Annotated in this window: 19 protein-coding genes; 8 read left to right on the forward strand and 11 right to left on the reverse strand. The window is 59.8% G+C overall.

The genetic code is table 11. The features are described 5' to 3' along the window. Positions 1-167: 167 nt before the first annotated feature. From MWN76_RS12080 to MWN76_RS12090, 3 genes are all read right to left on the reverse strand, one after another. Positions 168-848: a hypothetical protein gene (locus MWN76_RS12080; protein ID WP_250461679.1), complete on the reverse strand. Its 681-nt coding sequence runs from the start codon at positions 846-848 to the stop codon at positions 168-170. Positions 849-1,023: 175 nt separating this feature from the next. Next, complete coding sequence (recG, locus tag MWN76_RS12085) at positions 1,024-3,114, reverse strand: ATP-dependent DNA helicase RecG (protein ID WP_250461680.1); 2,091 nt, start codon at positions 3,112-3,114, stop codon at positions 1,024-1,026. Between the two features lie 7 nt (positions 3,115-3,121). Further along, the gene (locus MWN76_RS12090) at positions 3,122-4,045 is read right to left on the reverse strand and encodes a hydrogen peroxide-inducible genes activator (protein WP_250461681.1); all 924 of its coding nucleotides are present in this window, start codon (positions 4,043-4,045) and stop codon (positions 3,122-3,124) included. Between the two features lie 243 nt (positions 4,046-4,288). On the opposite strand from MWN76_RS12090, the gene MWN76_RS12095 reads away from it, so the two are divergent. The 3 genes from MWN76_RS12095 (at position 4,289) to MWN76_RS12105 (ending at position 6,720) form a co-directional block, all read left to right on the forward strand. After that, the gene (locus tag MWN76_RS12095) at positions 4,289-4,549 is read left to right on the forward strand and encodes a GlsB/YeaQ/YmgE family stress response membrane protein (protein ID WP_250461682.1); all 261 of its coding nucleotides are present in this window, start codon (positions 4,289-4,291) and stop codon (positions 4,547-4,549) included. Positions 4,550-4,766: 217 nt separating this feature from the next. After that, positions 4,767-5,648, forward strand: coding sequence for an NAD-dependent epimerase/dehydratase family protein (locus MWN76_RS12100; protein ID WP_250461683.1), 882 nt, complete (start codon positions 4,767-4,769; stop codon positions 5,646-5,648). Positions 5,649-5,661: 13 nt separating this feature from the next. Continuing rightward, positions 5,662-6,720: a zinc-binding dehydrogenase gene (locus tag MWN76_RS12105; RefSeq protein WP_250461684.1), complete on the forward strand. Its 1,059-nt coding sequence runs from the start codon at positions 5,662-5,664 to the stop codon at positions 6,718-6,720. 141 nt (positions 6,721-6,861) lie between these two features. Here the strand turns inward: MWN76_RS12105 and MWN76_RS12110 are convergent, their stop codons facing one another. The 5 genes from MWN76_RS12110 to MWN76_RS12130 all read right to left on the reverse strand — a co-directional run bounded on the left by MWN76_RS12110 (position 6,862) and on the right by MWN76_RS12130 (position 12,351). Beyond that, positions 6,862-7,245, reverse strand: coding sequence for a RidA family protein (locus MWN76_RS12110; protein ID WP_250461685.1), 384 nt, complete (start codon positions 7,243-7,245; stop codon positions 6,862-6,864). 357 nt (positions 7,246-7,602) lie between these two features. Beyond that, positions 7,603-9,720 (reverse strand): bifunctional GTP diphosphokinase/guanosine-3',5'-bis pyrophosphate 3'-pyrophosphohydrolase, encoded by a 2,118-nt coding sequence (spoT, locus tag MWN76_RS12115; RefSeq protein WP_250461686.1) that lies wholly within the window; start codon positions 9,718-9,720, stop codon positions 7,603-7,605. 64 nt (positions 9,721-9,784) lie between these two features. Continuing rightward, a complete protein-coding gene (gene rpoZ, locus MWN76_RS12120; protein ID WP_250461687.1) occupies positions 9,785-10,054 on the reverse strand; it encodes a DNA-directed RNA polymerase subunit omega in 270 nt (89 codons plus the stop codon). Positions 10,055-10,198: 144 nt separating this feature from the next. Further along, complete coding sequence (gene gmk / locus MWN76_RS12125; protein WP_250461688.1) at positions 10,199-10,819, reverse strand: guanylate kinase; 621 nt, start codon at positions 10,817-10,819, stop codon at positions 10,199-10,201. 287 nt (positions 10,820-11,106) lie between these two features. After that, positions 11,107-12,351 carry a sterol desaturase family protein gene (locus MWN76_RS12130; protein ID WP_250461689.1) on the reverse strand — a complete coding sequence of 415 codons (1,245 nt, stop codon included), beginning with the start codon at positions 12,349-12,351 and terminating at the stop codon, positions 11,107-11,109. 229 nt (positions 12,352-12,580) lie between these two features. Between MWN76_RS12130 and MWN76_RS12135 the strand changes: the two genes are divergently transcribed. Beyond that, positions 12,581-13,126: a DUF805 domain-containing protein gene (locus MWN76_RS12135; RefSeq protein WP_250461690.1), complete on the forward strand. Its 546-nt coding sequence runs from the start codon at positions 12,581-12,583 to the stop codon at positions 13,124-13,126. A gap of 79 nt (positions 13,127-13,205) precedes the next feature. Here MWN76_RS12135 and MWN76_RS12140 read toward each other — a convergent pair whose 3' ends face one another. Continuing rightward, positions 13,206-15,275, reverse strand: a complete 2,070-nt coding sequence (locus MWN76_RS12140; RefSeq protein WP_250461691.1) for a S8 family peptidase — start codon at positions 15,273-15,275, stop codon at positions 13,206-13,208. Positions 15,276-15,627: 352 nt separating this feature from the next. After that, positions 15,628-16,212: a glutathione binding-like protein gene (locus MWN76_RS12145; protein ID WP_250461692.1), complete on the reverse strand. Its 585-nt coding sequence runs from the start codon at positions 16,210-16,212 to the stop codon at positions 15,628-15,630. A 122-nt stretch (positions 16,213-16,334) separates the two neighbouring features. Here MWN76_RS12145 and MWN76_RS12150 point away from each other — a divergent pair, with 122 nt between their 5' ends. Next, the gene (locus tag MWN76_RS12150) at positions 16,335-16,793 is read left to right on the forward strand and encodes a winged helix-turn-helix transcriptional regulator (protein ID WP_250461693.1); all 459 of its coding nucleotides are present in this window, start codon (positions 16,335-16,337) and stop codon (positions 16,791-16,793) included. A gap of 818 nt (positions 16,794-17,611) precedes the next feature. Here the strand turns inward: MWN76_RS12150 and MWN76_RS12155 are convergent. Then, the gene (locus tag MWN76_RS12155) at positions 17,612-18,268 is read right to left on the reverse strand and encodes a TetR/AcrR family transcriptional regulator C-terminal domain-containing protein (RefSeq protein WP_250461694.1); all 657 of its coding nucleotides are present in this window, start codon (positions 18,266-18,268) and stop codon (positions 17,612-17,614) included. A gap of 83 nt (positions 18,269-18,351) precedes the next feature. On the opposite strand from MWN76_RS12155, the gene MWN76_RS12160 reads away from it, so the two are divergent. Genes MWN76_RS12160 through MWN76_RS12170 form a run of 3 tightly spaced genes read left to right on the forward strand, consistent with a single transcriptional unit; the run spans position 18,352 to position 22,459 of the window. Further along, positions 18,352-19,788, forward strand: coding sequence for an efflux transporter outer membrane subunit (locus MWN76_RS12160; RefSeq protein ID WP_250461695.1), 1,437 nt, complete (start codon positions 18,352-18,354; stop codon positions 19,786-19,788). Continuing rightward, complete coding sequence (locus MWN76_RS12165; protein WP_250461696.1) at positions 19,785-20,921, forward strand: HlyD family secretion protein; 1,137 nt, start codon at positions 19,785-19,787, stop codon at positions 20,919-20,921. Before MWN76_RS12160 ends, MWN76_RS12165 begins: the two co-directional genes overlap by 4 nt. Next, positions 20,918-22,459, forward strand: a complete 1,542-nt coding sequence (locus MWN76_RS12170) for an MFS transporter (protein WP_250461697.1) — start codon at positions 20,918-20,920, stop codon at positions 22,457-22,459. The genes MWN76_RS12165 and MWN76_RS12170 overlap by 4 nt, the downstream gene beginning before the upstream one ends. Positions 22,460-22,708: the final 249 nt, after the last annotated feature.

A 22,708-nucleotide genomic window follows, 5' to 3' on the forward strand; every position in this document is an offset into this window, starting at 1 on the left:
TATTGTTTTTTAACTGCGGCGAATCTGTTGGTGTTCGCTTTGGTGCAGAAGGTAAAGGCTGCCACCTGCACAGGGATAGGGCAAAATTTTTCGGTGACCGGTTGGTCAGAAGCCTGTTTCTGTGATATCTGCCACGGCTGGGCAAAAAAGTGTCTGTTAGGGGCTGATCAGAGCCTCGCCAGTTCCCGCAATTCGTCTGCCTCCAGGTCGTCCTCGATCCGGTCCAGCAGCCGTTCCACCATTTCCGTCAGCGCCATTTCGATCGCCTCACCGGTGGTGTCCTCGACCTCGCCGCCACTGCGGCTGACCCGGTACCTTTTCTTCACGCCCAGTTCGGCGATATCGATACGCCTTTCCCGCAGCGGCTCGCCGGCACTGTTTTCCAGCCGGTAGTGGTAATCGCCGGCCAGTTCCAGGATACCCCGCTCCACCTGGCGGCCACCGCTGTTTTTCAGGTCGTTGAGCTTCTTGCCGGCGGAAATGTCCAGGAAATTGTGCAGGGTCAGGTAGCCCTCCTGCTGTACCACCGGTACCTCCTCGTCGGTAAAGAAGGCCTGCAGCTGCACGTAGAGTTCGCGCTGCAGGTGGGCGGTAAATTCGCGTGCCGCCTTTTCCTTCAGCGCACTGAGACCGTGGCCACTGCCGGCCTGGGCCAGCAACAGGTCCAGGTCGTCGCCCTGGACCGGCGTGGGTACGTCCAGGGCAATTTCCGCCGGGACCAGTGCCAGGCTGGGGGTCTCCCCGTCGTCGCCGAAGCCGAGGAAGCCGCCCTCGGCGGAGGCGCCGCAACTGGCAATCAGAAACAGCAGCCCGGCTGCCAGCCGGCTGCGTATACGTCGTATGTTCACGAGTCTCTCCCCAATTTTTTGTTTTGGATGCTCTGTGGCCCGGTGGTTTTAGAGAAGGGCGGTCAAATATTTTTGCTTTTATGTCAGCAATGGCAGGCTGCCACCGCCGTTGACGGAGCGCAAAAATATTGGTGACCAGAAATGGAGATCTGGTTTCGAAAAGTGGACCTGCGGGTCAGGCCTCGGCATAGCGGGGCCGGTTCTGCAGCCAGCGGGCAATCAGTTGGCGGCGGATTTCCCCGCTGAGTTCCGGGGAGGCGGCGATGCGCTGTACCTGCGGCAGCAGGTGGGCATCCCGCTGCAGGTCGGCGACGCGGTGGTGTATCTCGCCGGTCTGGCGGGTGCCGAGGATCTCGCCGGGGCCGCGCAGGCGCAGGTCCTCCTCGGCGATGGCAAAACCGTCGCTGTGCTGGCGCAGCGCCTGCAGGCGCGCGCGGCCATTCTGTGACAGCGGTGTGCCGTAGAGCAGTACGCAAAAGCTGGCGATGGAGCCGCGCCCTACCCGCCCGCGCAGCTGGTGCAGCTGCGCCAGGCCCAGGCGCTCGGGGTTCTCGATGATCATCAGGCTGGCGTTGGGCACGTCCACACCCACCTCGATCACGGTGGTGGCCACCAACAGGTCCACCTCGCCGGCCTTGAAGGCGTTCATGACGCGCTCTTTCTCGTCCGGTTTCAGGCGCCCGTGCACCAGCGCGATGCGCACGTCGTCGAGGGTCTCGGCCAGCTCGCTGGCGGTGGTCTCGGCGGCCTGGGCCTGCAGTGTCTCGGAGTCCTCGATCAGGGTGCAGACCCAGTAGGCCTGGCGGCCGTCGGTCACCGCCCCCTGCACCCGCTCCATGACCTGGTCGCGGCGCTCGCTGGAGATGGCCACTGTCTCGATCGGCTGGCGCCCGGGTGGCAGTTCGTCGATCACCGAGCAGTCCAGGTCGGCGAAGGCGGACATGGCCAGGGTGCGCGGGATGGGTGTGGCGGTCATGATCAGCTGGTGCGGCTGCAGGCGGCCGGATACACCGTCGGCGGCACCCTTTTCGCGCAGCTCCAGCCGCTGGCGCACGCCGAAGCGGTGCTGTTCGTCGATGATCACCAGTGCCAGGTTGTGGAAGGCCACCTCGGCCTGGAAGAGTGCGTGCGTGCCCACGACCAGCTGCGCTTCGCCGCCGGCGATCGCGGCCAGTTGCTCGCGCCGTTGGGCCGCCTTGAGGCTGCCGGTCAGCTGGGCCACGCCGATGCCGAGCGGCTCCAGCCAGCCGCTGAAATTGCGCCGGTGTTGCTCGGCGAGTATTTCCGTCGGCGCCATGACCGCCACCTGGGCACCGGTGCCGATGGCTTTCAGTGCCGCCAGCGCCGCCACCAGTGTCTTGCCGGCGCCGACGTCGCCCTGCAGCAGCCGCATCATCGGGCGGCCGCCGGACAGATCGTCGGCGATCTCCGCACAGACGCGCTGCTGGGCGCCGGTCAGGGCGAACGGCAGTTGCGCGAGAAAGTCCCGCTCCAGTGCCGGGTCGCCGGTCAGCGGCGGCGCGGCCACGGCCGAGTGGTTGCGACGCAGTTCCAGCAGGCTCAGGTGGTGGGCCAGCAGTTCCTCCAGCGCCAGCCGCTGCTGCGCCGGGTGCTGGCCCTCGGCCATCTGTTCCAGGTCGGCGCCCGCCGGCGGTGCGTGCAGGTACTGCAGCGCATCCGCCAGCGGGTAGCGCAGGTCTGCCGGCAGTGCGCCCGCGGGCAGCAGTTCGGTGACGCCGCGCTCGATCATCGCCAGCGCCTGCTGCACCAGGCCGCGCAGCCGCGCCTGGCTGACGCCCTCGGTCAGCGGGTAGACCGGTGTCAGCGTGTCGGGCCGCTGCGGTGTCTCGGCGCCGACGATTTCGGTCTCCGGGTGGTACAGCTCCAGGCCGGCGGCGCCGCGGCGCGCCTCGCCGTAACAGCGCAGGCGCGCGCCGCGGGCGAAGCGGTTTTTCTGCGCGGCGGTGAAATGGAAGAAGCGCAGCGACAGGGTACCGGTGTTGTCCTGCAGTTTGACCAGCAGGCTGCGGCGGCGGCCGAAGACCACGTCGGCGGCGCGCACCTCGCCCTCGATCACCGCGTCCATGCCCGGCGCCAGCGCGGCCACCGGCACCACTCGGGTTCGGTCCTGGTAGCGCAATGGCAGGTGGAACAGCAGGTCCTGTACCGTGGCGATATGCAGTTTGCCCAGCACCTGGGCGAACTTGTCGCCCACGCCCTTGAGTGCGGTGATCGGCGTTTCCGCCAGGGACTTGCCTGCGCTCACGACCGGTTCACTGCTCTTTCAGGTGGCACTGGCTGATCGCCTCGCGCAGTATGTCGATGGCGCGGTGGCGCGGGAAGCTGGCGCGCCAGGCCAGCGCCACGGTGCGCTGCGGCGCCGGCGACGAGAAGGGGCGGGTCTCCAGCAGGCCGCTGGCGTACTGTGAGGCGGTGGCGGCGGACAGCGGCAGCACGGTGATGCCGAGGCCCGAAGCCACCATATGGCGCAGTGTCTCCAGCGAGCTGCCGTCGGCGGCGGTGCGGATATTGCCGCTGCCGGACTCGCGCTCGATCGAGTGCTGCAGCTGCGGGCAGGCCTCCAGTACCTGGTCGCGGAAACAGTGGCCCTCGCCCAACAGCAGCACGTTGTCGTCGGACAGCTGTTCCGGGTCGATGGTCTCGTGCTTGGCCAGCGGGTGATCGGCCGGCATCAGCACCACGAAGGGCTCGTCGTACAGTGGCTGGGTGACCACGTCCGGTTCGGTAAACGGCAGCGCGATGATGATCGCGTCCAGCTCGCCCTTGCGCAGCCGCTGGCGCAGGGTCGCGGTGTAGCCCTCTTCCACGTAGAGAGGCATGTCCGGCGCCAGCCGCTGCAACTGCGGGATAAAGTGCGGGAACAGGTAGGGGCCGATGGTGAAGATGGCCCCGACGGACAGCGGGCTCGACAGCTGGTCCTTGCCGGCGCTGGCGATATCCTTGATCGCCGCCGACTGTTCCAGTACCAGTTGCGCCTGGGCGACGATCTGCTCGCCCAGCGGTGTCGCCTGTACCCGTGTCTTGGAGCGCTCGAACAGCGCCACACCCAGCTCTTTCTCCAGCTTCTTGACGGCGATCGACAGGGTCGGCTGGCTGACAAAACAGCGTTCGGCGGCGCGGCCGAAGTGCTGCTCCTGGGCCAGGGTCACGATATAGCGCAGTTCGTTCAGTGTCATTGTTCAGGCAATCACATATTTCAGGGTAATAGCAATTATTCATAAATCATAGCTGTGCGCCAATACCTTCGGGGCCATTGCCGGCAACTATTCGAAAGTAATTGGGTTTCTTCCGGAAGTGGCGGTGTGACTGGGGATACCGGGGGAGGCTGTTAGTAAAATTTGCTATTAATTCGACGAATTCGACGATAAAGGCGCAGAATTTTGCTATACGTGTAGGGACACAAAGCGAGGAGTTCCTCCATGGGCATTTTCTCCTGGATTATTCTCGGATTGATCGCCGGCGCGCTGGCGAAATGGGTCATGCCGGGCCCGGACCCGGGTGGCTGGATCGTCACCATTGTGATCGGTATTGTCGGCGCCTTTATCGGCGGCTGGTTGGGGTCGCTGGTGGGTATCGGCGGGCCGGTGACCGGTTTCGGTATCGGCGACATTGTCACTGCGACGATCGGGGCGATCATTTTCCTGTTCATTTATCGTATGCTGAAGCGTCGCAGTCACTGAGTACGCGACAGCCACTTTTGCGGGGCCGCTGCCGCGCAGGGGCGGCGACACAGAGAATGACAAGAACCGCAGTAAAGCGGGGTTGAAGAGGCGTTGCGGTTTCCGGGCCACCTGGTTCCGGACTCCGCGCTTCTTCTATCGGGGTTACAAGCACAACAACAAGGGGATAGCGACATCCGGGCCCACTGGAGGCCTGCATCTGTCGCACAGTTATTTTATGGAAAAAGAAAAGCTCTGGATTTTCGGTTGCGGCGACCTGGGTGCGCGCCTGGCCCTGCGGTTGAACCGGCAGGAATACAGCATCTACGGCGTGCGGCGCAATCCGCTGGTGGCGCTGGCGACCAAGCGCCGCGCGGACGCGGTCAACTGGCGCCGCGGCGATGCCACCAGCAGGGAAGACATCGAGCGGCTGCTGACCGACGGCGCCGATGTGATACTGGCGACCTTTACCCCGGATGAACATACCCAGAGCGGCTACTACCGGGCCTATATCGACACCGCCAATGCCCTCGCCGAGGCACTGCCCAACCTGCCGCGCCCGCCGCGCCTGCTGATCTGGGTCTCCTCGACGCGGGTTTACGGGCAGAGCGGCGAGCAACTGCTCGACGAGCACACGCCGCCGATCCCGAGCGGCTTCCAGGGCGATACACTGCTGGCGGCGGAGGAAATCATCAGCAACGCGGTGCCCACCACCTGTATCGTGCGCTTCGCCGGTATTTACGGGCCGGGCCGCGACCGACTGCTGTCGCAGGTGCGCGCGGGTCGCTGTGCACCGCCGCAGCCGCCGCAGTTCAGCAACCGCATCCACGTGGACGACAGTATCGGCTTCCTGATCCACCTGATGGAAAAACAGAAACGCGGCTGGTCGCCGGAAAAACTCTATATCGGCGCCGACTGCATGCCGGTACCGATGCACGACCTGCAGCAGTGGCTGGTCAAGGCGATGGGTTACACCAGCGCCCACCTGCGGGAGATCGTGCAGACCAGCGAGCGCCGCTCGAAAAAGCTCAGCAACCAGCGCATGCTGGACAGTGGCTACGAAATGAAATATCCGAATTACAAGATCGGTTACAGCGCCCTGCTCGAATCTGAAGGTTGAGAAATAATACGGCATGCGCAGTGGCGGCGACGACCGGTCCGGGATCGAACGCGTCTTTTGGCAGACGCCGAAGGCCGGCGATATCTCCAGGCTGGAACAGAAATCCGCGCCGCTGGGCGCCCTGCCCGCCGATCGCGTGCGCGTCGATGTGCGCGCGATCGGGCTCAACTTCGCCGATATTTTTGCCCTGACCGGACTCTACTCCGCCACGCCGACAGGCGCCTTTATTCCCGGGCTGGAATTCTCCGGCACCGTGTCCGAATGCGGTGCCGATACCTCCGGCTTCGCGCCGGGGGATCGGGTTATGGGCGTGACCCGCTTCGGGGGCTATGCGTCGGTGATCGACAGCGAACCGGATACCCTGATACCGCTGCCGCACGGCTGGGACTTCACCCGGGGCGCCGCCTGGCCGGCGCAGACACTGACGGCCTGGTATGCGCTGACCCGGCTGGGCGCGCTGCGGCCGGGCCAGCAGGTGCTGGTGCACAGCGCCGCCGGCGGCGTGGGACTGCAGGCCATGAAACTGGCGCGCGCGCTGGGCGGCGAGCCGGTGGGCACCGTGGGCAATAGAGACAAAGTTTCCGCGTTGTCCGAACAGGGTTTCGACAGAGTGCTGGTGCGGGAGAAGGATTTTGCCCGACAGCTCAGGCGCGAGGGGCTGAGATTCGACCTGGTACTGGACGCGATCGGCGGCGCCGTGCAACAAGCCAGTTTCGATGCGCTCAAGCCGATGGGGCGGCTGGTGGTGTTCGGTGCGGCCGAGTTCACCCCGACAGGGCGGCGCCCGAACTACCTAAGGGCGGCCTGGCGCTACCTGAGACGCCCGCGCTACGACGTGATGGACATGATCAGCAGCAACCGCTCGGTACTGGCGTTCAACCTGATCTGGCTGTGGGAACAGAAGGCGGAAATGCGGGCACTGCTGGCCGAGCTGCAAGCAGTACCGCTGGCGCCGCCGCTGGTGGGCCACCGCTTCCCGTTTGGCGATGTCCACGCAGCGCTGGCGCTACTGCGCTCGGGGCGTTCGGTGGGCAAAGTGGTGCTTGAATACGGAATACGCGATTTGAGCTAGGGAACAGCCGCGGCGCCTGAACGCCCGAAGGGCTCTACGGTGCCGTGCGGCGCACCGGCTCCGCATTTACGAAGCGCGTCCTGCGCTCCACCCGCTGCGCGGGTAGCCTTCGGCTGTGCAAATCTGCTCCCGGCAGATTTGTCAGATAACCATCACCCCTTCCGCCTCGAACAGCGCTCCCTTGGGCAGCTCTTTCACGCCCACCGCCGCGCGGGCCGGAAACGGCTGCTCGAAGAGTTCGGTCATGACTTCGTTGACGGTACCGAAGTGGCCCAGGTCGGTCAGGTAGAGGTTCAGCTTGACGATATGGCCGAGTGAGCCGTTGGCGGCTTCGCACACTGCCCGCAGGTTTTTGAACACCTGGCGCGCCTGCTCGGCGAAGTCGTCGGAGACGATTTCCATCGTCTGCGGATCCAGCGGAATCTGCCCGGACAGGTAGATGGTGTTGTCTACCTTGACCGCCTGTGAATAACTGCCGATGGCTGCCGGTGCCCGGTCTGTTTTTATCACCGCGCGATTGGGCATGCTGTACTCCTTCCCCGTGGGGGCGCTTGCGGAAAAAGAAAGCGGGAGACTATAGCGCGAAATGTCCGAATCCGGAACATGCGGTCCCGCGCGGGGCGATACGAGTCGTAGGGTGCGCCGTGCGCACCGTTGACTGGCCCGTAAGCGGATTCCGGGACGGCCCCGCAGCCGGGGGCTGTTTGCTCAACAGCCTCATCGGCAATCGTTTCACAAACAGCCCCCGGCTGCAGGACCTTTACATCTGGCTCGATATTCTTTTCCAGTCGTAGGGCGCGCCGTTGGCCCGGATGGTGCGCATGGCGCACCCTACTGGAGTCCCGAGTCCCGAGTCCCGAGTCCCGAGTCCCGAGTCCCGGCCTATGGCCTGGCGATGCGAATCACCGCCGGCAGGTTGCGCAGCCGTTTCATGACCCGCGCCAGGTGCACGCGGTTGCCGACTTCCAGTGTCATGGCGATGACGCTGTTGCGCTCGTCCTTCTCGTCCACATGGATCTGCTCGATACTGGCGCCCTCTTCGGTAATGCGGGTGGCCAGGCGGGCAATGATGCCGCGTTCGGATTCCACTTCCACGCGCACGTCACCGAGGAACTCGCCCTTCACGTCCGGCGACCAGTTCACCAGCATGATATTTTCCGGGTGCTCGCGGAATTCGATGGTGTTGCGGCAGGTGTCGCGGTGCACCACCACGCCCTTGCCGGAGCTGATATGGCCGACGATGGTATCGCCGGGAATCGGCCGGCAGCAGCGGGCGAAGCTGATTAGCATGCCCTCCTGCTCGTCGATGGTCAGCGGCGAGGAGATATTGCTGGCCTCCACTTCCCGGCTGCCCTCGGGCACCAGCTGTTTGGCGGCGGAGAAGGCCACCTTGTTGCCGAGACCGATCTCTTCCAGCAGCTTGTCCAGGGTGGCGCAGCGGGTCTCTTCCAGCCCCCGCTGCAGCTGCTCCTCAGTCAGGTCCTGCAGGCGCAGGTCGAACTTGCCCAGGGCCTTTTCCAGCAGGCGCCGGCCCAGGGCCACGGAATCGTGGTGGCGCTGGTGCTTGAGGAAATGGCGGATGGCACTGCGGGCCTTGGCGGTGACGACGAAATTGAGCCAGTTGGGGTTCGGCTGCGCGTTCTTGCTGGTAAGAATCTCGACCTTCTGCCCGCTCTGCAGCGGTTGCGACAGCGGTGCCAGGCGCTGGTTGATACGCACGGCGACGCAGGAGTTGCCGATATCCGTGTGCACCGAGTAGGCGAAGTCCACCGCGGTGGCGCCGGCCGGCAGGTCGACGATCTGCCCTTTGGGGGTGAAGACGTAGACCTCGTCCGGGAACAGGTCGATCTTGACGTTCTCGATGAATTCCAGTGAATCGCCGGCGCGCTGCTGCATTTCCAGCAGCCCCTGCACCCAGCGGCGCGCGCGTATCTGGCTGGTGCCGCCGGTGTTGATGACCTCGTCGCCAGCCGCTTTGTAGAGCCAGTGCGCGGCGATGCCGCTGTTGGCCATCTCGTCCATTTCCTTGGTGCGGATCTGCACCTCGATCGGCACGCCGTGCATGCCCAGCAGCACCGTGTGCAGGGACTGGTAGCCGTTGGATTTGGGAATGGCGATATAGTCCTTGAACTCGCTGATCACCGGCTTGTACAGGTTGTGCATGACTCCCAGCACCCGGTAGCTGGCGTCCACGCTGTCGACGATGATGCGGAACGCGTAGACGTCCATGATTTCCTTGAACGACTTCTTCTTGGTGCGCATCTTCTGGTAGATGCTGTAGAGGTGCTTTTCGCGGCCGATCACCAGCGCGTCTATGCCCTCCCGCTGCAGGCGCAGTTCCACCGCATTCTGGATCTTCTCCAGCAGTTCCTTGCGGTTGCCGCGCGCGGCAACCAGCGCCGCGCGCAGGCGGCTGGCGCGCAGTGGGTAGATGGCGAAGAAGGCGCGATCCTCGAACTCGATGCGCACATCGTTCATGCCCAGGCGGTTGGCGATGGGGGCATAGATCTCCAGCGTCTCGCGGGCGATGCGCGCGCGCTTGGCGGGTTTCAGTGCACCCAGGGTGCGCATGTTGTGCAGCCGGTCGGCGAGCTTGACCAGGATCACGCGGATATCCCGCGCCATCGCCAGGGCCATTTTCTGGAAGTTTTCCGCCTGCTTTTCCGCCGGGCTGTCGGTCTCGAACTGGGTCAGTTTGGAGACGCCGTCCACCAGCTCCGCCACCTCGTCGCCGAACTGCTCGATCAGCGCCGCCTTGGGAATGCCGGTGTCCTCGATCACATCGTGGAGCATGGCCGCGGCCAGGCTCTGGTGATCCATGTGCATGCCGGCCAGGATCGTGGCGACCGCCAGCGGGTGGGTGATATAGGGTTCGCCGGAGCGGCGCTGTTGCCCGTCGTGGGCCTGCTCCGCGTAGAAGTAGGCGCGGCGGACTGTCTGGATCTGGTCGGGGGGAAGGTACGACGAGAGGCGGTGGGCCAGACTATCGATGGTGTGCAAAGCCGCGCGCGCCTCTCAATATCGTTCGTTCAACGGGGTCGAAGGGAATATCACTCTGGCGGGATCAGCCGAGGTTCCCTTCGGACAGGTAGACCGGCGCCGATGTCGGTTCGGCAGCCATCTCCTCCTCTTCCGGCTCGTCGAGAATACCGGCATCCACCAGGCCCTCCTCGATCTCGCGCAGGGCGATGACCGTGGGTTTGTCGTTCTCTTCCGGGAGCAGTGGATCGCGGCCGCCGGTGGCGATCTGGCGGGCGCGCTTGCTGCCCACGATAACCAGTTCGAAGCGGTTGTCGACATGCTCGAGGCAATCTTCAACGGTGATACGTGCCATAGACTTTCGATTCCAACTTAACAGTGCCCGATCGGGCGAATTCGGTGGCGGTGGTGTGGGGGCTCCACACAGTCTCCGCGGGACCCCCTATTCTAGCGCAGCGCGCGGTGTACGTAAATCGATCAACCGGCGCCGGGCCGGTGTTCAGTTGCGCCGCAGCAGTTTCTGCAGCAGGTCGGCGAAGCGCTGCTGCTGGTACACCAGACGCTGGCGCTGGGCGGTGACGATGGCGCTCAGTTCTGTCAGCGCCTGGTCGAAATTGTCGTTGATCACGAGGAAATCGGCCTCGTTGTAGTGGGACATTTCATCGATGGCCTGCTCCATGCGCCGCTCGATCACGCTGTCGTCGTCCTGGCCGCGACCGGTGAGCCGCTCGCGCAGTGCCTCCTGCGATGGCGGCAGGATAAAGATACTCACGGTATCCGGCAGCAGCCTGCGCACCTGGGCGGCGCCCTGCCAGTCGATCTCCAGGATCACGTCGCGGCCGGCGGCCAGGGTCTGCTCCACCCATTCCTGCGAGGTGCCGTAGTAGTTGCCGAAGACCTGCGCGTGCTCCAGGAAGGCGCCGCGGCCCAGCATGGCCTCGAACTCCCCCTGCTCGACGAAGTGGTAGTTGACCCCGTGCTGCTCGCCCGGGCGCATGGCGCGGGTGGTGTGGGAGACGGAGACGGTGATGCGGCTGTCGCCGTCCACCAGGGCCTTTACCAGGCTGGTCTTGCCCGCGCCGGAGGGCGCTGACACGGTGTAGAGAGTTCCTGTCTGCACAACGGATCCTGTATCGATCGGGACAAATGCGCCGGCATTATAACCGCGCTGCGGTGCCAGATACTAAATGCGGAAGACCGCCGGGGGGATACGGTTGTTAACGGGGCACTCGGTGTGGGTAAAAGGCTGAACCCCGGTCGGGTTGGGGGGGAGTGTTGGGATTTTCGGTAGCGTGGCGCGCACTGTACTGCAGGTGCGCGCCGCGCCGCCGAGCCCGACCGGGGTCGCCCGGCGGAAGCACTGCCGGTCACCACATACCCCCTGTGACCGGGTTCTACTTCCTGTTGCTAATCGCTAACGGCAACGACTGTATCCTCTTTGTCGGTAAATGCCAACTGCCACCAGGCGACACCACTGGCCGTGGCGTACGTCGCCAGGGCCGCTGCCAGGCCGGTCGACAACAGCGGGGTGACCGCCAGCAGCAGTGCCAGGCGTGCCATCTCCCCCTGCCGGGCCAGCCGGTGACCGTCGAGGATACGGCCGTTGATGATCAGGCCGGAGGCCAGCAGGCCCACGGCCAGCAACTGTTCGCTGTAGCTCATCTGGCCGGCGAACCACAGCAGTGCCAGGGTGGCGCCGGAATAGCACAGGTGCTGAAGCAGTGCGTAGGCGCGCCGGCCGCGCCCAATCTGTGGGTCGAAGCGGTGGAAATCGTCCAGGTCACAGGACGGCACCGGCATGGCCGCCTCGGCGTCCGCCGGCCGGTAGCCGGTGCGGCGGAACCAGAGGGTGAACTTGTCCCACCAGCTCTTTGTGTACCAGGCGTCCAGCGCCATGCGCCTGTAGTGCTGCAGGTTGGCCGCCAGCGGGTCGAAGCTGTTCAGCGGCTTGCGTACACCGTAGATACAGGGCGCCTCGTCCAGCTCCTCCTGGTAGCTGCCGAACAGCCGGTCCCAGATGATAAAGACCCCACCGTAGTTGCGGTCCACGTAGACCCTGTTCTGGGCGTGGTGGACCCGGTGGTTCGACGGTGTGACGAGGATCCACTCCATCCAGTGGACCTTGGGAAATTTCTGCGTATGGACCCAGAACTGGTAGATCAGGTCGATGGCGCCGGCGGTGATCATCAGCTCCGCCGGCAGGCCGATCAGCAGCAGCGGCAGGTAGAAGATCCAGCCGATCGGCAGGCCGCCGCTGGGTTGGCGCAGCGCCGTGGTCAGGTTGTAGTCCTCGCTCTGGTGGTGCACCAGGTGGTCGGCCCAGAAGAGGTTGATCTCGTGGGCGAAGCGGTGCTTCCAGTAGTAGCAGAAGTCGTAGGCCACTACCGCCAGCAACAGGTGCCAGGGGTTGGCCGCCGACCAGCTGAACCCCGCCGCCTCGTAGTAGGGCGTCAGCAACTGGTAGAGCGGTATATAGATCAACAGTCCCACGCCCTTGCGCACCAAGCCGGTAATGCGGCTCATGATGCCGGCGCCGAGGCTGCCGATGGCGTCGTTCAGCCGGTAGAGGCCCCAGCCGCGCCAGCGGTCCAGCGCCAGCTCCACCAGGACGGAAACCAGGAAAAAGGGAATGGCCAGGGTGACGAGACTCACGGGTACCTCTTTATGTTTTTATATCGGTCGCATTGCAGCCACTTTGCCACAGGTTGCAGTGGCGGCACAGGCGGGGAATAGCGTGTTTTTCAAAATCCGTTAGGTTTGCCGGCGCCGGTACATGCGGCTTGTGGCGACGTGCCTGGGCTGGAATAATTTCCCTCCCGCCGGTACGGCGGGGCCGGATTGTTCTGGACATAATGACAAACAAATGGAAACAGGAAGCATCATGACGACAGCTGCCAACCCTTACACCTCACCGCAAACCACCGACCTCACAGGGGGGACCGATGGAACGCCGGTCGCGCCGAAGCTGATGTCGTACTCCGGTCGCCTCGGTCGTATGCGCCTGGTTGCATACACTTTTTACATGTCCCTGATTACCATGCCGCTGGGGTGGGGCGCGATGGCTTTGATGTTCAGTGGTAACTGGCTGCTGGGTACGCTGGTCTATGTCGCGGTACTCGCGATTGGCCTGGTGTTCGGGTTGTCCCTATATGTGCGCCGCCTGCACGACCTGAATCAGTCGGGGATCTGGGTGCTGCTGCTGGTACTGCCGCTGGTGAACCTGGGCCTGCTGATCTACCTGCTTTTCTTCCGCGGTACCGACGGTGCCAACCAGTACGGCCCGGAGACCACGCCCAACTCAACCGGGGTGAAGGCCGGCTTCGTGCTGGCCCTGGTGTTTGCGGTGCTGGTGCCGGTACTGGCTGCGGTCAGCATTCCCGCCTACCAGGACTATGTGCAGCGCGCCCAGCAGTCGCAGCTGCAGTAGTCATCCGCGCGGCAATACCATGAAAAAGGGGCGGCCATTGGCCGCCCCTTTTTTATGCCGTTGTTTCAACCCGCTTTCATCAGGGGCTGGCTTCGGCTTCCAGCGTCACGCCGGAGTAGCTGTTGTAACCGCGGATGCTGATATACCAGGTGCCCGCCGCCGGATTGCTGAAGTTGCAGTTTTCGCTGTTGCCCCAGTTGTAGGGGCGGCAATCGTAGCTGCCGGTGGTGGGCTGGCTGCCGTAGCGCACGTAGAGGTCGCCGTCGCCACTGCCGCCGGACATCTGCACATCCAGTGTCGACATGCCGGTATCCACGTCCAGGGTAAAGTGCTGCCAGGAACCCTGGCTGCCGGACAGGTTGGTCTCGGTCCAGCTGCTGCCGCTGCCGCCACCGCTCTCGTCGAAGCTGCCCACCAGGCTGACGCCGGAGAAGGCCGAATAGCCGCGCAGCATCACATAGTAGGTGCCGGCCTGCACATTGGAGATACTGCAGGTCTCGTTGTTGCCACCCTGGTAGGGACGGCAATCGTAGCTGGAGGTGGTGGGTGCAGCCCCGTAGCGGACGTACAGGTCGGCGTCGCCGCTGCCGCCGGAAATCTCGAACTGCAGGTTGCTGGCCCCGGCCGGAACCTCGAGGGTGAACAGCAGCTCTTCACCGCTGCCACCGGACAGGTTGGTTTCCGCCACGCCGTTTTCCAGCTCGCCATCACCGGGCTCCGGATCCGGATCGCCGCCGCCGTCACCGGCAGCCGCCACCGCCGCGGCGGCATCGACGATACCGGAGCCGCACTGGCTGCAGGAGGCCGGGAAGCTGCGTGCGGTGCTGGTCAGGATCGACTCGATTTCGGTTGGCGTCAGGGTGCCGTCCACGGCGTACAGCAGTGCCGCGGCGCCGGCCACGTGGGGCGCCGCCATGCTGGTGCCCTGATAGAACGCGTAGCTGTCGCTGCCCGGGCTCTGCGAGCCGCTGTTCAGTGTCGACAGCACGCCGTTGCTGGAGACCGAGGTGTCGCCGCCCGGCGCCGCCACATCCACCACGTTGCCGTAGTTGGAATACCAGGCGCGACCGCCGGACCTGTCCACGGAGGCGACGCTGACGACGCCGGAACAGCTGGCCGGTGTGTAGTTGCCGGCGTTGGCGCTCGAGTTACCGGCGGCCACCACGACGGTGGCGCCGAGACCGCGGGCGGTATTGATCGCGTTCTGGGTGGTGCTGCCGCAGCTGCCGCTGCCGCCCAGGCTCAGGTTCAGCACCTGTGCCGGGTTGGCGTTCGCGGGTACGCCGCTGACGGAACCGCCGGCGCCCCAGATGATCGCGTCGGCGATATCCGAGGTATAGCCGCCGCAGCGGCCCAGTACGCGAATCGGTACCACTTTCGCGTCGTAGGCGACGCCGGCAACGCCGGTACCATTGTTAGTGGCCGCGGCCACGGTGCCGGCCACATGGGTGCCGTGCCAGCTGCTGTTGCTGGCCGGGGAACCAGAGTAGCAGGCGCCCGCTGGTGCCCAGTCGCCCGGATCGCTGGCGTCGCTGTCGCGGCCGCCGCCATCCTGGGCCACGGTGCTGTCGGAAATCATGTCGTAGCCCGGCAGCAGGTTGGCACTGAGGTCGGCGTGCGGGCGATAGCCGGTATCGATCACGCCCACCACGACGCCCGCGCCGGCCGTGGTATCCCAGGCAGTGGGCAGGTTCAGGCCGCCGGTGGATTCGAAGTAGTGCCACTGCTGGCTGTAGTTGGGATCATTGGGGGTCGCCAGCGGTTGCAGCAGCAGGTCCGGTTCCGCGTACTCCACGTTCGGGTCCTGTTGCAGGCGGCCGACAATTTCCGCCAGTTCCGTTTCCCCCTTGCGGCCATTCAGGCGCATCAACTGGGCGCCGGTGGCCAGCCGGCGCATATGCTTCAGCTCGGTGCCGGCCATGCGCGAGGCCTGTTCCAGCGCCGTCTGGGAAAGGCTGCTGGCGATGCCCATCTGGGTGGAGTTCTTGTATTTAACGATGATGCGGTCGGTGACCGGCTGTGCGGCCGCGGGTGTCGCCGCCGGGTTGCTGGTCTCGACGGCCTGGGTGGCCATGGGTGCGGCCAGCGCCACGGCGGCCGCCCCCATTAGTACCGATTTCTGCAGTAGTTTGTTGAAGGGTAATTTCATTGTTGCTTGGATCTCCGTGATTATTTTTATGGTGCGACCGGAGCTGGCTCCGATGCATCCAGGTGCTTCCGATACCTCGTTTACAACAAATCGGCCCCACGAGTTTATTGGAATAGTTTTCACTATGAGGCCGGATTGCATCGGGATAATTATCCTAATGCCTAGTTTTAACGGAGATGGATTTCTTTACCTCAGCTCAAAAGAAAGACAACTTTTTGAAATGTGCGCCAAAAGCCAATTCTCAGTAGTCCGGTCGCACAAATGGTCTTCTATCTGAGAAGCAGGTCTCATCGCTGCCGTAAAGCTGGTTGGAGGGGTGGGCTTGGGGGAATGGCAGCACGCTAGCCGCTCTTTAGCTTAAACCTTCTTCATTGAGTGCACGGGCTACGGAGGGCAATAGCTTCATTCGTGCATAATAACTTTGAAGTCCTTTCGTGAGTTCGAGCCCTGTTCTCGCAGATGCCATCAGGACCCAGAAAAGGTAGAAGTCGGCGATCGTAAGCTCCTCGCATATGAGATAGTTTTTGTCGCCCAGCTGGTTGTCTAGCAGGGAGAACGCCCTTGCGAGCTTTTCTCGAGCCCGCTCTTTTTCAGTCTCCGGAAAATTCCTGAAGAAGGGGGCATAGCTTCCATGGATCTCGCTGGACATAAAAGCCAGTGCTTCTAATGATCGCCATCTTAGGATATTTGTTTGGGGAAGAAGCTTGCCACTGATCTCCGCGATATAATTGAGAATAACCATATTTTCCGTCACTACTTCCCCATCGTCGAGCGCAAGTGCTGGAATATACCCTTTCGGATTGATTGACAGAAAGTCACGACGATCTTCGGTTTTTTTCTCGTGAGTGATGCTGATGAGCGTGTAGTCCAGGCCTGCTTCGATAAGTGCCATGTGAACGGCAAGGCTGCAGGCTCCCGGATAGTAGTACAGAATCATCGTAGTCTCCATATGACGGTAGTGTTTCCAACTTCCCAGATTGTGGATGTTTCGTTAGTTGGAAGTTCAAGCGTATGGAGTACAATAAATTCCGTCAAAGCATATATTTAGGAGTAAGTCAGATGAATGTGACTACCTCAGAAACTGAAATTGAATGTAAAGGCGTAAGGGAAATGCTCAGCCGGGTCGGTGAGAAATGGACAATTCAAGTAGTGGTTGCGCTTCGTCCCGGTTCACAACGCTTCAACGAGATCGCCCGAAAGGTAAATGGCATCTCGCAACAGATGCTAACGAGGACTCTTAAAACCCTGGAGCGTGATGGAATGTTGGCTCGAATAGTGCTTGCAGGCACTCCGCCAGGGGTCGAATACTCCCTCACTTCGCTTGGCCATTCTTTGGCCGACAACGTGCGACAATTGGCTGAATGGACGATCACAAATCAGGAAGTGATCGAGAGAAATCGCCTTCAGTACGAATATTCGTTATATTCAGGAAAGGGCCCCGTTTATTTTCCCGGGGCTTTCAATTGGGAGCGTATGGCGACAGAGGCCCGTGACATGAACAGCTATTCAATATTCTGAACCTGCTCGAAGAATAACAATTTAAAAGTTTTTAAAAACAGATTGTTCCTTTATTTTTTGCATCGATGTTCGCTCAATACTACCCATTTTACTAGCCATGGGTAGAAGCTTTATCTCTGATTGGCCCAATCGGTTACTACCCATGATCATAAACTGGGATAAGTGGGAAACTGGGAATTTCTGATCCTTTTCCGATTTACCAACACATTGTCTCAACCGAAAAAACCTGCTGGCAAGCCTAGCAAGAGCGGCACCCCCGATGCTTCACTGTTGATACCCCGAAGTTTGTACCGACAGAACACCCCATTGTTTTATTAGTTATTTTTTTATTTTGCTCTCGCATATTTGAAACTTCGTGCGAGTACTTTAGAAAACGCAGGAGTTCGAAATGACCAAGTTGAAGACCATTTGTTTTGCTGTAACCCTGAGTTCAAACGCCAGCAAGTAGATTATGGATTTCATCGTCGACCGAACTCTCTGTTACCGCTCGCACTGGATATCCAAATGCTTTTCCAAAAGGTACCAAGGTCGCTCGCAAAGATAACGCCACGACTGGGTTGGTGACGACGACGATGCTACCTGCACACACACGCTTGAGTTGTTCCCGATTACACTTTAACCATCGGGCGAAGCGCCTTCTCTCTTCCTTATCGGAATCCTGTTCCCGACCGGGTATCTCGCACGTTAACAAGACGAACTGTTCGTTCTGTTGTAGTAAGCTATCTAGTTTCGACTCCCAATTTGGCACCCCAACAGAAGACATCCAAACTATTGGAAAGTGGCTGGTGTCAATATGCATATAACACTTCTCGAATTAGTTACAGTCGATGATGAGACAAAGTGATTCGTTTCTTAATTCCTTCTATTATCAGATCTAGGCCAATTTCAAAACGATGGCCGAAATTTTCTGAAAAGATCGCTTCGCGTGCAGCCCAGCTATGTGGATATTCATCTTGTGCTGAGTCAAGAAAAGTTTGCTTGCGTGCAGCGAGGTCCAAATTGCTCTCGGGACCCAATGCTTGCTCCTCCATGACTAGACCCAAAACATAATATGTCACAGTGAAGCTAGAGGTTGCGGCCAGTTCCGCATCTGCCCCCGCTCGCATAAAAGCGGAAATCATAGCTTCGCCTGTACGCAACACATTGTCGGTAACGATATAGGTTCCAGCGAATACTCGCGCGCCATCACGGTGACGTAACAGAGCGAGTCGAAGTTCTACGGCAACTTGTCGAATGCGCTCCTCCCATGGCTGGGCTTCAGATAGATCTTTTGCAACAGCATCAACTAGGGCATCGGCCATACCGTCAATAAGTGACTGTTTATTTTCGAAATGCCAATACAGTGAGGGGGCCTGTATCTGGAGCGCTTGCGCCAGCTTGCGCATGGTCAGTCCTTCAATCCCATACCGATCAAGTAATACCAGTGCGGTATCGATGACCTTGGATCGCTCGATTCGTGGTGCTTTTGTTGTCATGATTTTCTCTACAGGGATTGACATCTAACGCTGTTAGTCTAACATTCTTGCCATAAACTAACAATGTTAGATTGGTATTGATTATGAAGCTCTCCTGGATACTTATATTCGCAATTGCGCTTTCGGGCTGCGCTAGCATGCGAGATGTACAAAATCCACAGTCGACTTTGCAGAGCCCGGGATCTTTTGGAGCCGTAGATACAGGGTGGAATCAGCCATCATCGCATTGGTGGGAGCGATATCATGATTCCGACTTGAATGCGTTGATAGATCGAGCGCTTTCCCAAAGTCCTGATATACGGTTGGCCCAAGCACGCGTCTCGCAAGCAGCGGCTGTTGCCGATCAAGCCAGCGCAGAACGTGCACCTACGGTGGAAGGAAATGCTCGTGCAACGCGTAAACGTTATGCAGAGCAATACGATGTCGATGCACCTTTGGCGGGACACTATGGTTCGACTTATGCTCTCGGGGCGGAAGCTCGCTATACCTTCGATTTCTGGGGGCGCCAACGTGCTGCCTTGAACATTGCCCTGGGAGAAACGGCAGCACGGCAAGCCGAGGCGCAAGACGCAAAAATTTTACTTTCCAGTCAGATTGCCGAAAGTTGGTTTGAGCTATCCAGATTGCTGGAGAGAAAAAAGTTAGCTGAGGACGCTCTCAAATTGCGCACCAGAACTCTGCGTATTGTCCAGTCCCGGGTTAAGGCGGGACTCGATACCGAAGTTGAGCGCTGGCAAGCTGAGGGTGACCTGCCCGCGACGGAACGCGATATTGCTGAGCTCGATGAACGGATCAGCTTGCAGCGAAATACGTTGGCAGCCTTGGCAGGGTTACCGATGAATGCGTTGGCCGATGCGGTGCCACACGTGGAGCCAACACGGGACTCCCTCTTACCAACATCAATACCTGCTGAACTAATTGGACAGCGCGCTGATGTTGTGGCGGCGCGTTGGCGCGTCCAGGCGGCCACTCAGGGCGTTGAAGTGGCCCAAACTAATTTTTATCCCAGCATCAACTTGCGTGCCTTTGCAGGTGTGGTTCGACAAGGCCTATCCGTGGGGTTGTCTGACTGGTTGGATGCAGGTAGCCGCACCTACAGTGTTGAACCCGCCATCAGTTTGCCTATTTTCGATGCTGGTCGATTACATGCTCGGCTAAAAGAGCAAGTATCGGATCTTGATGCCGCCGTTGAAACCTATAACCAAGTGTTGCTGGAGGCTGTTCGCGATGTAGCGAATCAAATGATCTCGTTGGACGCGCTGGAGCCACAGCTTCAGGCCCAAGAGCGAGCCTTGTCTGCTAGACGTACGGCATTTGATCTAGCCAAGCGACAATACGCGTCTGGTCTGACCAACTATCTAACGGTGTTGAATGCCCAGAATGCCTTACTTCAAGCACGTAAACAGCAAGCAAATTTAAGGTCTCGAGCCATGGTGCTGGACGCCGAACTCAACCGTGCTCTGGGGGGCGGTTTCCATACCGCTAACGCAACCATGCATTTTACGGGTAAATCATCATGAGTAAATCTGAAGTGAGTAAACGGCAGTTCTGGGCTATGCGCTTGACACCATGGATAGGGTGTATTGCTATTTTCGTGTTGGTGGTACTGGCCACGACACATTGGCATCACTGGACAAGTAATCGAACGATACAAACGACTCAAAATGCTTTTGTAAAATCGAATTTCGCGATACTGAGCGCCAAGATCTCCGGGTATATAGATGCATTACCAGTCGGTGATTATCACACCGTCCAGGCTGGTGACCTTATTGCGAAGATTGATGATGTAGATATCCGGCTAAGGATCTCTGCCAGAGAAGCGGCCCAAGCCAAGGCCCAGGCTGAGTTGGAAAACCTAGATCGAGAGGTGGCTCAGCAGCATGCACGTATTGAACAATCTCAGGCCAAAGTACGCGCGGCTGAAGTTAGAGTACACCAGTATCGAACCAGCCCGGAACGCCAGTCTGAGCTGGTTCAGGAGGGGGCACTATCTCGTCAAGTGTTTGAAAGAGCGCAGGCAGATTTAGACCACGCCGAAAGTCAACATGATGAGGCGATTGCAGAATTAGAACTGGCAAATACTTCGCTGAGTGTTCTAGAAGGCCAGAGGGAAATTCGTCGAGCTAAGCTGGATGCAGCCACCGCTGATCTCGAAGCTGCTCGTCATGACCTTGACTATACGCGGATCGTGGCACCATTCGATGGTGTCATTGGCAAGCTGAAGGTTCAGCGTGGCAGCCTGGTCACCACTGGAACGCAGATTGTTTCTCTCGTTCCCTCAGCGCGGCTTTACATCATAGCCAATTATAAGGAAACGCAACTTGCCCATGTTATGGCTGGTCAGCCGGTCGAACTGACCGTCGATGCGTTTCCCGGGATGACGTTCCGAGGCCGTGTGGCGGAAATCTCTCCTATGAGTGGTGGTGAAACTGCATTACTGCCAGCTGACAATGCTTCAGGCAATTTTACCAAGGTCGTGCAGAGAATACCGGTTCGTATTGAACTGGAGCCAGGGCAGGACTCCATCTCGAAGTTGCGGCCGGGGATGTCGGCTGAAACTTCCATCAATACCGAGGGAAAGCCGATAGCGTCTTATCTGTCCTCTTCGTTAGAGGTGGTGAGTTCCGCCTCTCGTAAGGGAGCGGGTCAATGATGAAACTCCCGGACATGTTTTCCAATACTGTACGGCCGCGGCCCGTCTTGACCGTAATGGCGATTTTTCTGGGAGCGGTCCTGACGACCTTGCAGGGGCGCCTGTTTTCGATGGCGCTGCCCGACCTGCGTGGTCAATTTGGGTTGGATGTGCTGGAGGCTGCGTGGTTGGGTACGGCACTGAATGGCGCACAGTTGATTACCATGCCGATAGTCCCCTGGCTGGCCACGGTAATCGGTCCGACACGTGTGTTGGTCGCTCCTAGTCTCGTTCTGGGTTTGGCGTCCTTCTTGATTCCCGTGTTCGCGCAGAACTATCCAGTGCTACTTATTCTGCATTCCATCGCGGGGCTATGCCTGGGTATTTACCTCCCTCTGACGGTTTCTCTAGCACTACGCAATCTACAACCACAATTCTGGCTGATGGTCATGGCCGCCTATAGCCTGCGTGTATCAACGGGAATGGATGCAGGTGTGGGGGTATCCGGTTTTTTTGTAGAAGAGATCAGTTGGCACTGGATTTACTGGACGACGACCGTTGTTGCGCCACTGATAGCTCTGTTGTGCTGGAAGGCCATACCGCTGACTGCCGTCGATCATGAGCAATGGCATCAGATAGATTGGGGAGGCATGGCCATATTTTGCAGTGGATTGATACTGATCTTTATTGGTCTTGAATCGGCAGAGCGTCTGGGATGGTGGGATTCTGGGGTTGTCGTTTCCTCTTTGATAGGCGGAGGTGTCCTTTTTTCCTCTGCCGTCGTGCGGGCAGTGATAAGTAAGGGGAGCAAGTTTGGCGAACTTATCGGGCTGAGCAACTGGAATGTCAGAATTTGCATGGTGATAGCCTGCTTGTTTGGCATTTTGATGACACCTACTTCACTGCTTATTCCGACATTTATTCAAGAAATGGGAAGTCTCAAGCCACTGCAGGTTAGCACTGCCACGTTCGTTGCATTCGGTTCTTACTTGGCCTCGATACCAATGGCCATCTTCTTGGCTCGACGGATAGAGGCACGGCTTCTTATCATTTTAGGACTCACGATGATTGGTGTTGTTGCATGGATGGGGGGGTACATCAATCATAGCTGGAGAACTGAGCAGTTTATCTCCATGGTTATTTTCCAAGCGCTGGGTGAAAGCATTATGCTAATTGGCTTGATTGCGGCTTTTGTTACAAACATTAATCCACAGCATACAATAGCACTGGGCGCTTACATTCCTGTCGCTCGTGTCATGACTCCCGTAGTGGCAGGCACTATCATGTCGACTTGGCTACGGGTGGCAGGGGACACGAGTCGAGCATCACTAAGTATGTATTTGCAGGAAGGGGATCCTGTCGTCGTTGAAAGACTATCCAGTACAGGGTTGTCGGGTATTGCACAAGTGCTCACTCGAGAATCACATGTTCTCGCCGATATTAGTGGATTTCACTTGGTTTTTTGGGTATGCGTTTTGTCACTGGCCCTGGCTACATTTCTACGTTCATCGCCTCCTAACCCAATTACTCCTCCGAGAGCCGTTGCAGAAAGGATATAGATCCCTCCTATTGACAGGACAAGTAATGGATGCCAGGAAAAACGAAGCATGGCGACGAAATTCAACTTGACCACTACACATCTTCATTTCGGAGGAGCGCCGCATTTTAGCTCGCCTTCGCGATGCCATTTACAAATGGAGCCGCCGTCTCGTTGACATAGAGCGGGGCGATTACGGAAGAGCAATTGGTCTGCGACGAAAAGTGGCCGGTGAGACGCAGTGGCTGATATCCAAAAATACTCTTATCAA

The sequence above is a fragment of the Microbulbifer litoralis genome, from assembly GCF_023634065.1.
GTDB lineage: Bacteria > Pseudomonadota > Gammaproteobacteria > Pseudomonadales > Cellvibrionaceae > Microbulbifer > Microbulbifer litoralis.

Coding starts and splice junctions, on each gene's coding strand:
- MWN76_RS12090 (WP_250461681.1), bottom strand. CDS start 4,045: ATGACACTGAACGAACTGCGCTATATCGTGACCCTGGCCCAGGAGCAG.
- MWN76_RS12095 (WP_250461682.1), top strand. CDS start 4,289: ATGGGCATTTTCTCCTGGATTATTCTCGGATTGATCGCCGGCGCGCTG.
- MWN76_RS12100 (WP_250461683.1), top strand. CDS start 4,767: ATGGAAAAAGAAAAGCTCTGGATTTTCGGTTGCGGCGACCTGGGTGCG.
- MWN76_RS12105 (WP_250461684.1), top strand. CDS start 5,662: ATGCGCAGTGGCGGCGACGACCGGTCCGGGATCGAACGCGTCTTTTGG.
- MWN76_RS12110 (WP_250461685.1), bottom strand. CDS start 7,245: ATGCCCAATCGCGCGGTGATAAAAACAGACCGGGCACCGGCAGCCATC.
- rpoZ (WP_250461687.1), bottom strand. CDS start 10,054: ATGGCACGTATCACCGTTGAAGATTGCCTCGAGCATGTCGACAACCGC.
- MWN76_RS12135 (WP_250461690.1), top strand. CDS start 12,581: ATGACGACAGCTGCCAACCCTTACACCTCACCGCAAACCACCGACCTC.
- MWN76_RS12140 (WP_250461691.1), bottom strand. CDS start 15,275: ATGAAATTACCCTTCAACAAACTACTGCAGAAATCGGTACTAATGGGG.
- MWN76_RS12145 (WP_250461692.1), bottom strand. CDS start 16,212: ATGATTCTGTACTACTATCCGGGAGCCTGCAGCCTTGCCGTTCACATG.
- MWN76_RS12150 (WP_250461693.1), top strand. CDS start 16,335: ATGAATGTGACTACCTCAGAAACTGAAATTGAATGTAAAGGCGTAAGG.
- MWN76_RS12155 (WP_250461694.1), bottom strand. CDS start 18,268: ATGACAACAAAAGCACCACGAATCGAGCGATCCAAGGTCATCGATACC.
- MWN76_RS12160 (WP_250461695.1), top strand. CDS start 18,352: ATGAAGCTCTCCTGGATACTTATATTCGCAATTGCGCTTTCGGGCTGC.
- MWN76_RS12165 (WP_250461696.1), top strand. CDS start 19,785: ATGAGTAAATCTGAAGTGAGTAAACGGCAGTTCTGGGCTATGCGCTTG.
- MWN76_RS12170 (WP_250461697.1), top strand. CDS start 20,918: ATGATGAAACTCCCGGACATGTTTTCCAATACTGTACGGCCGCGGCCC.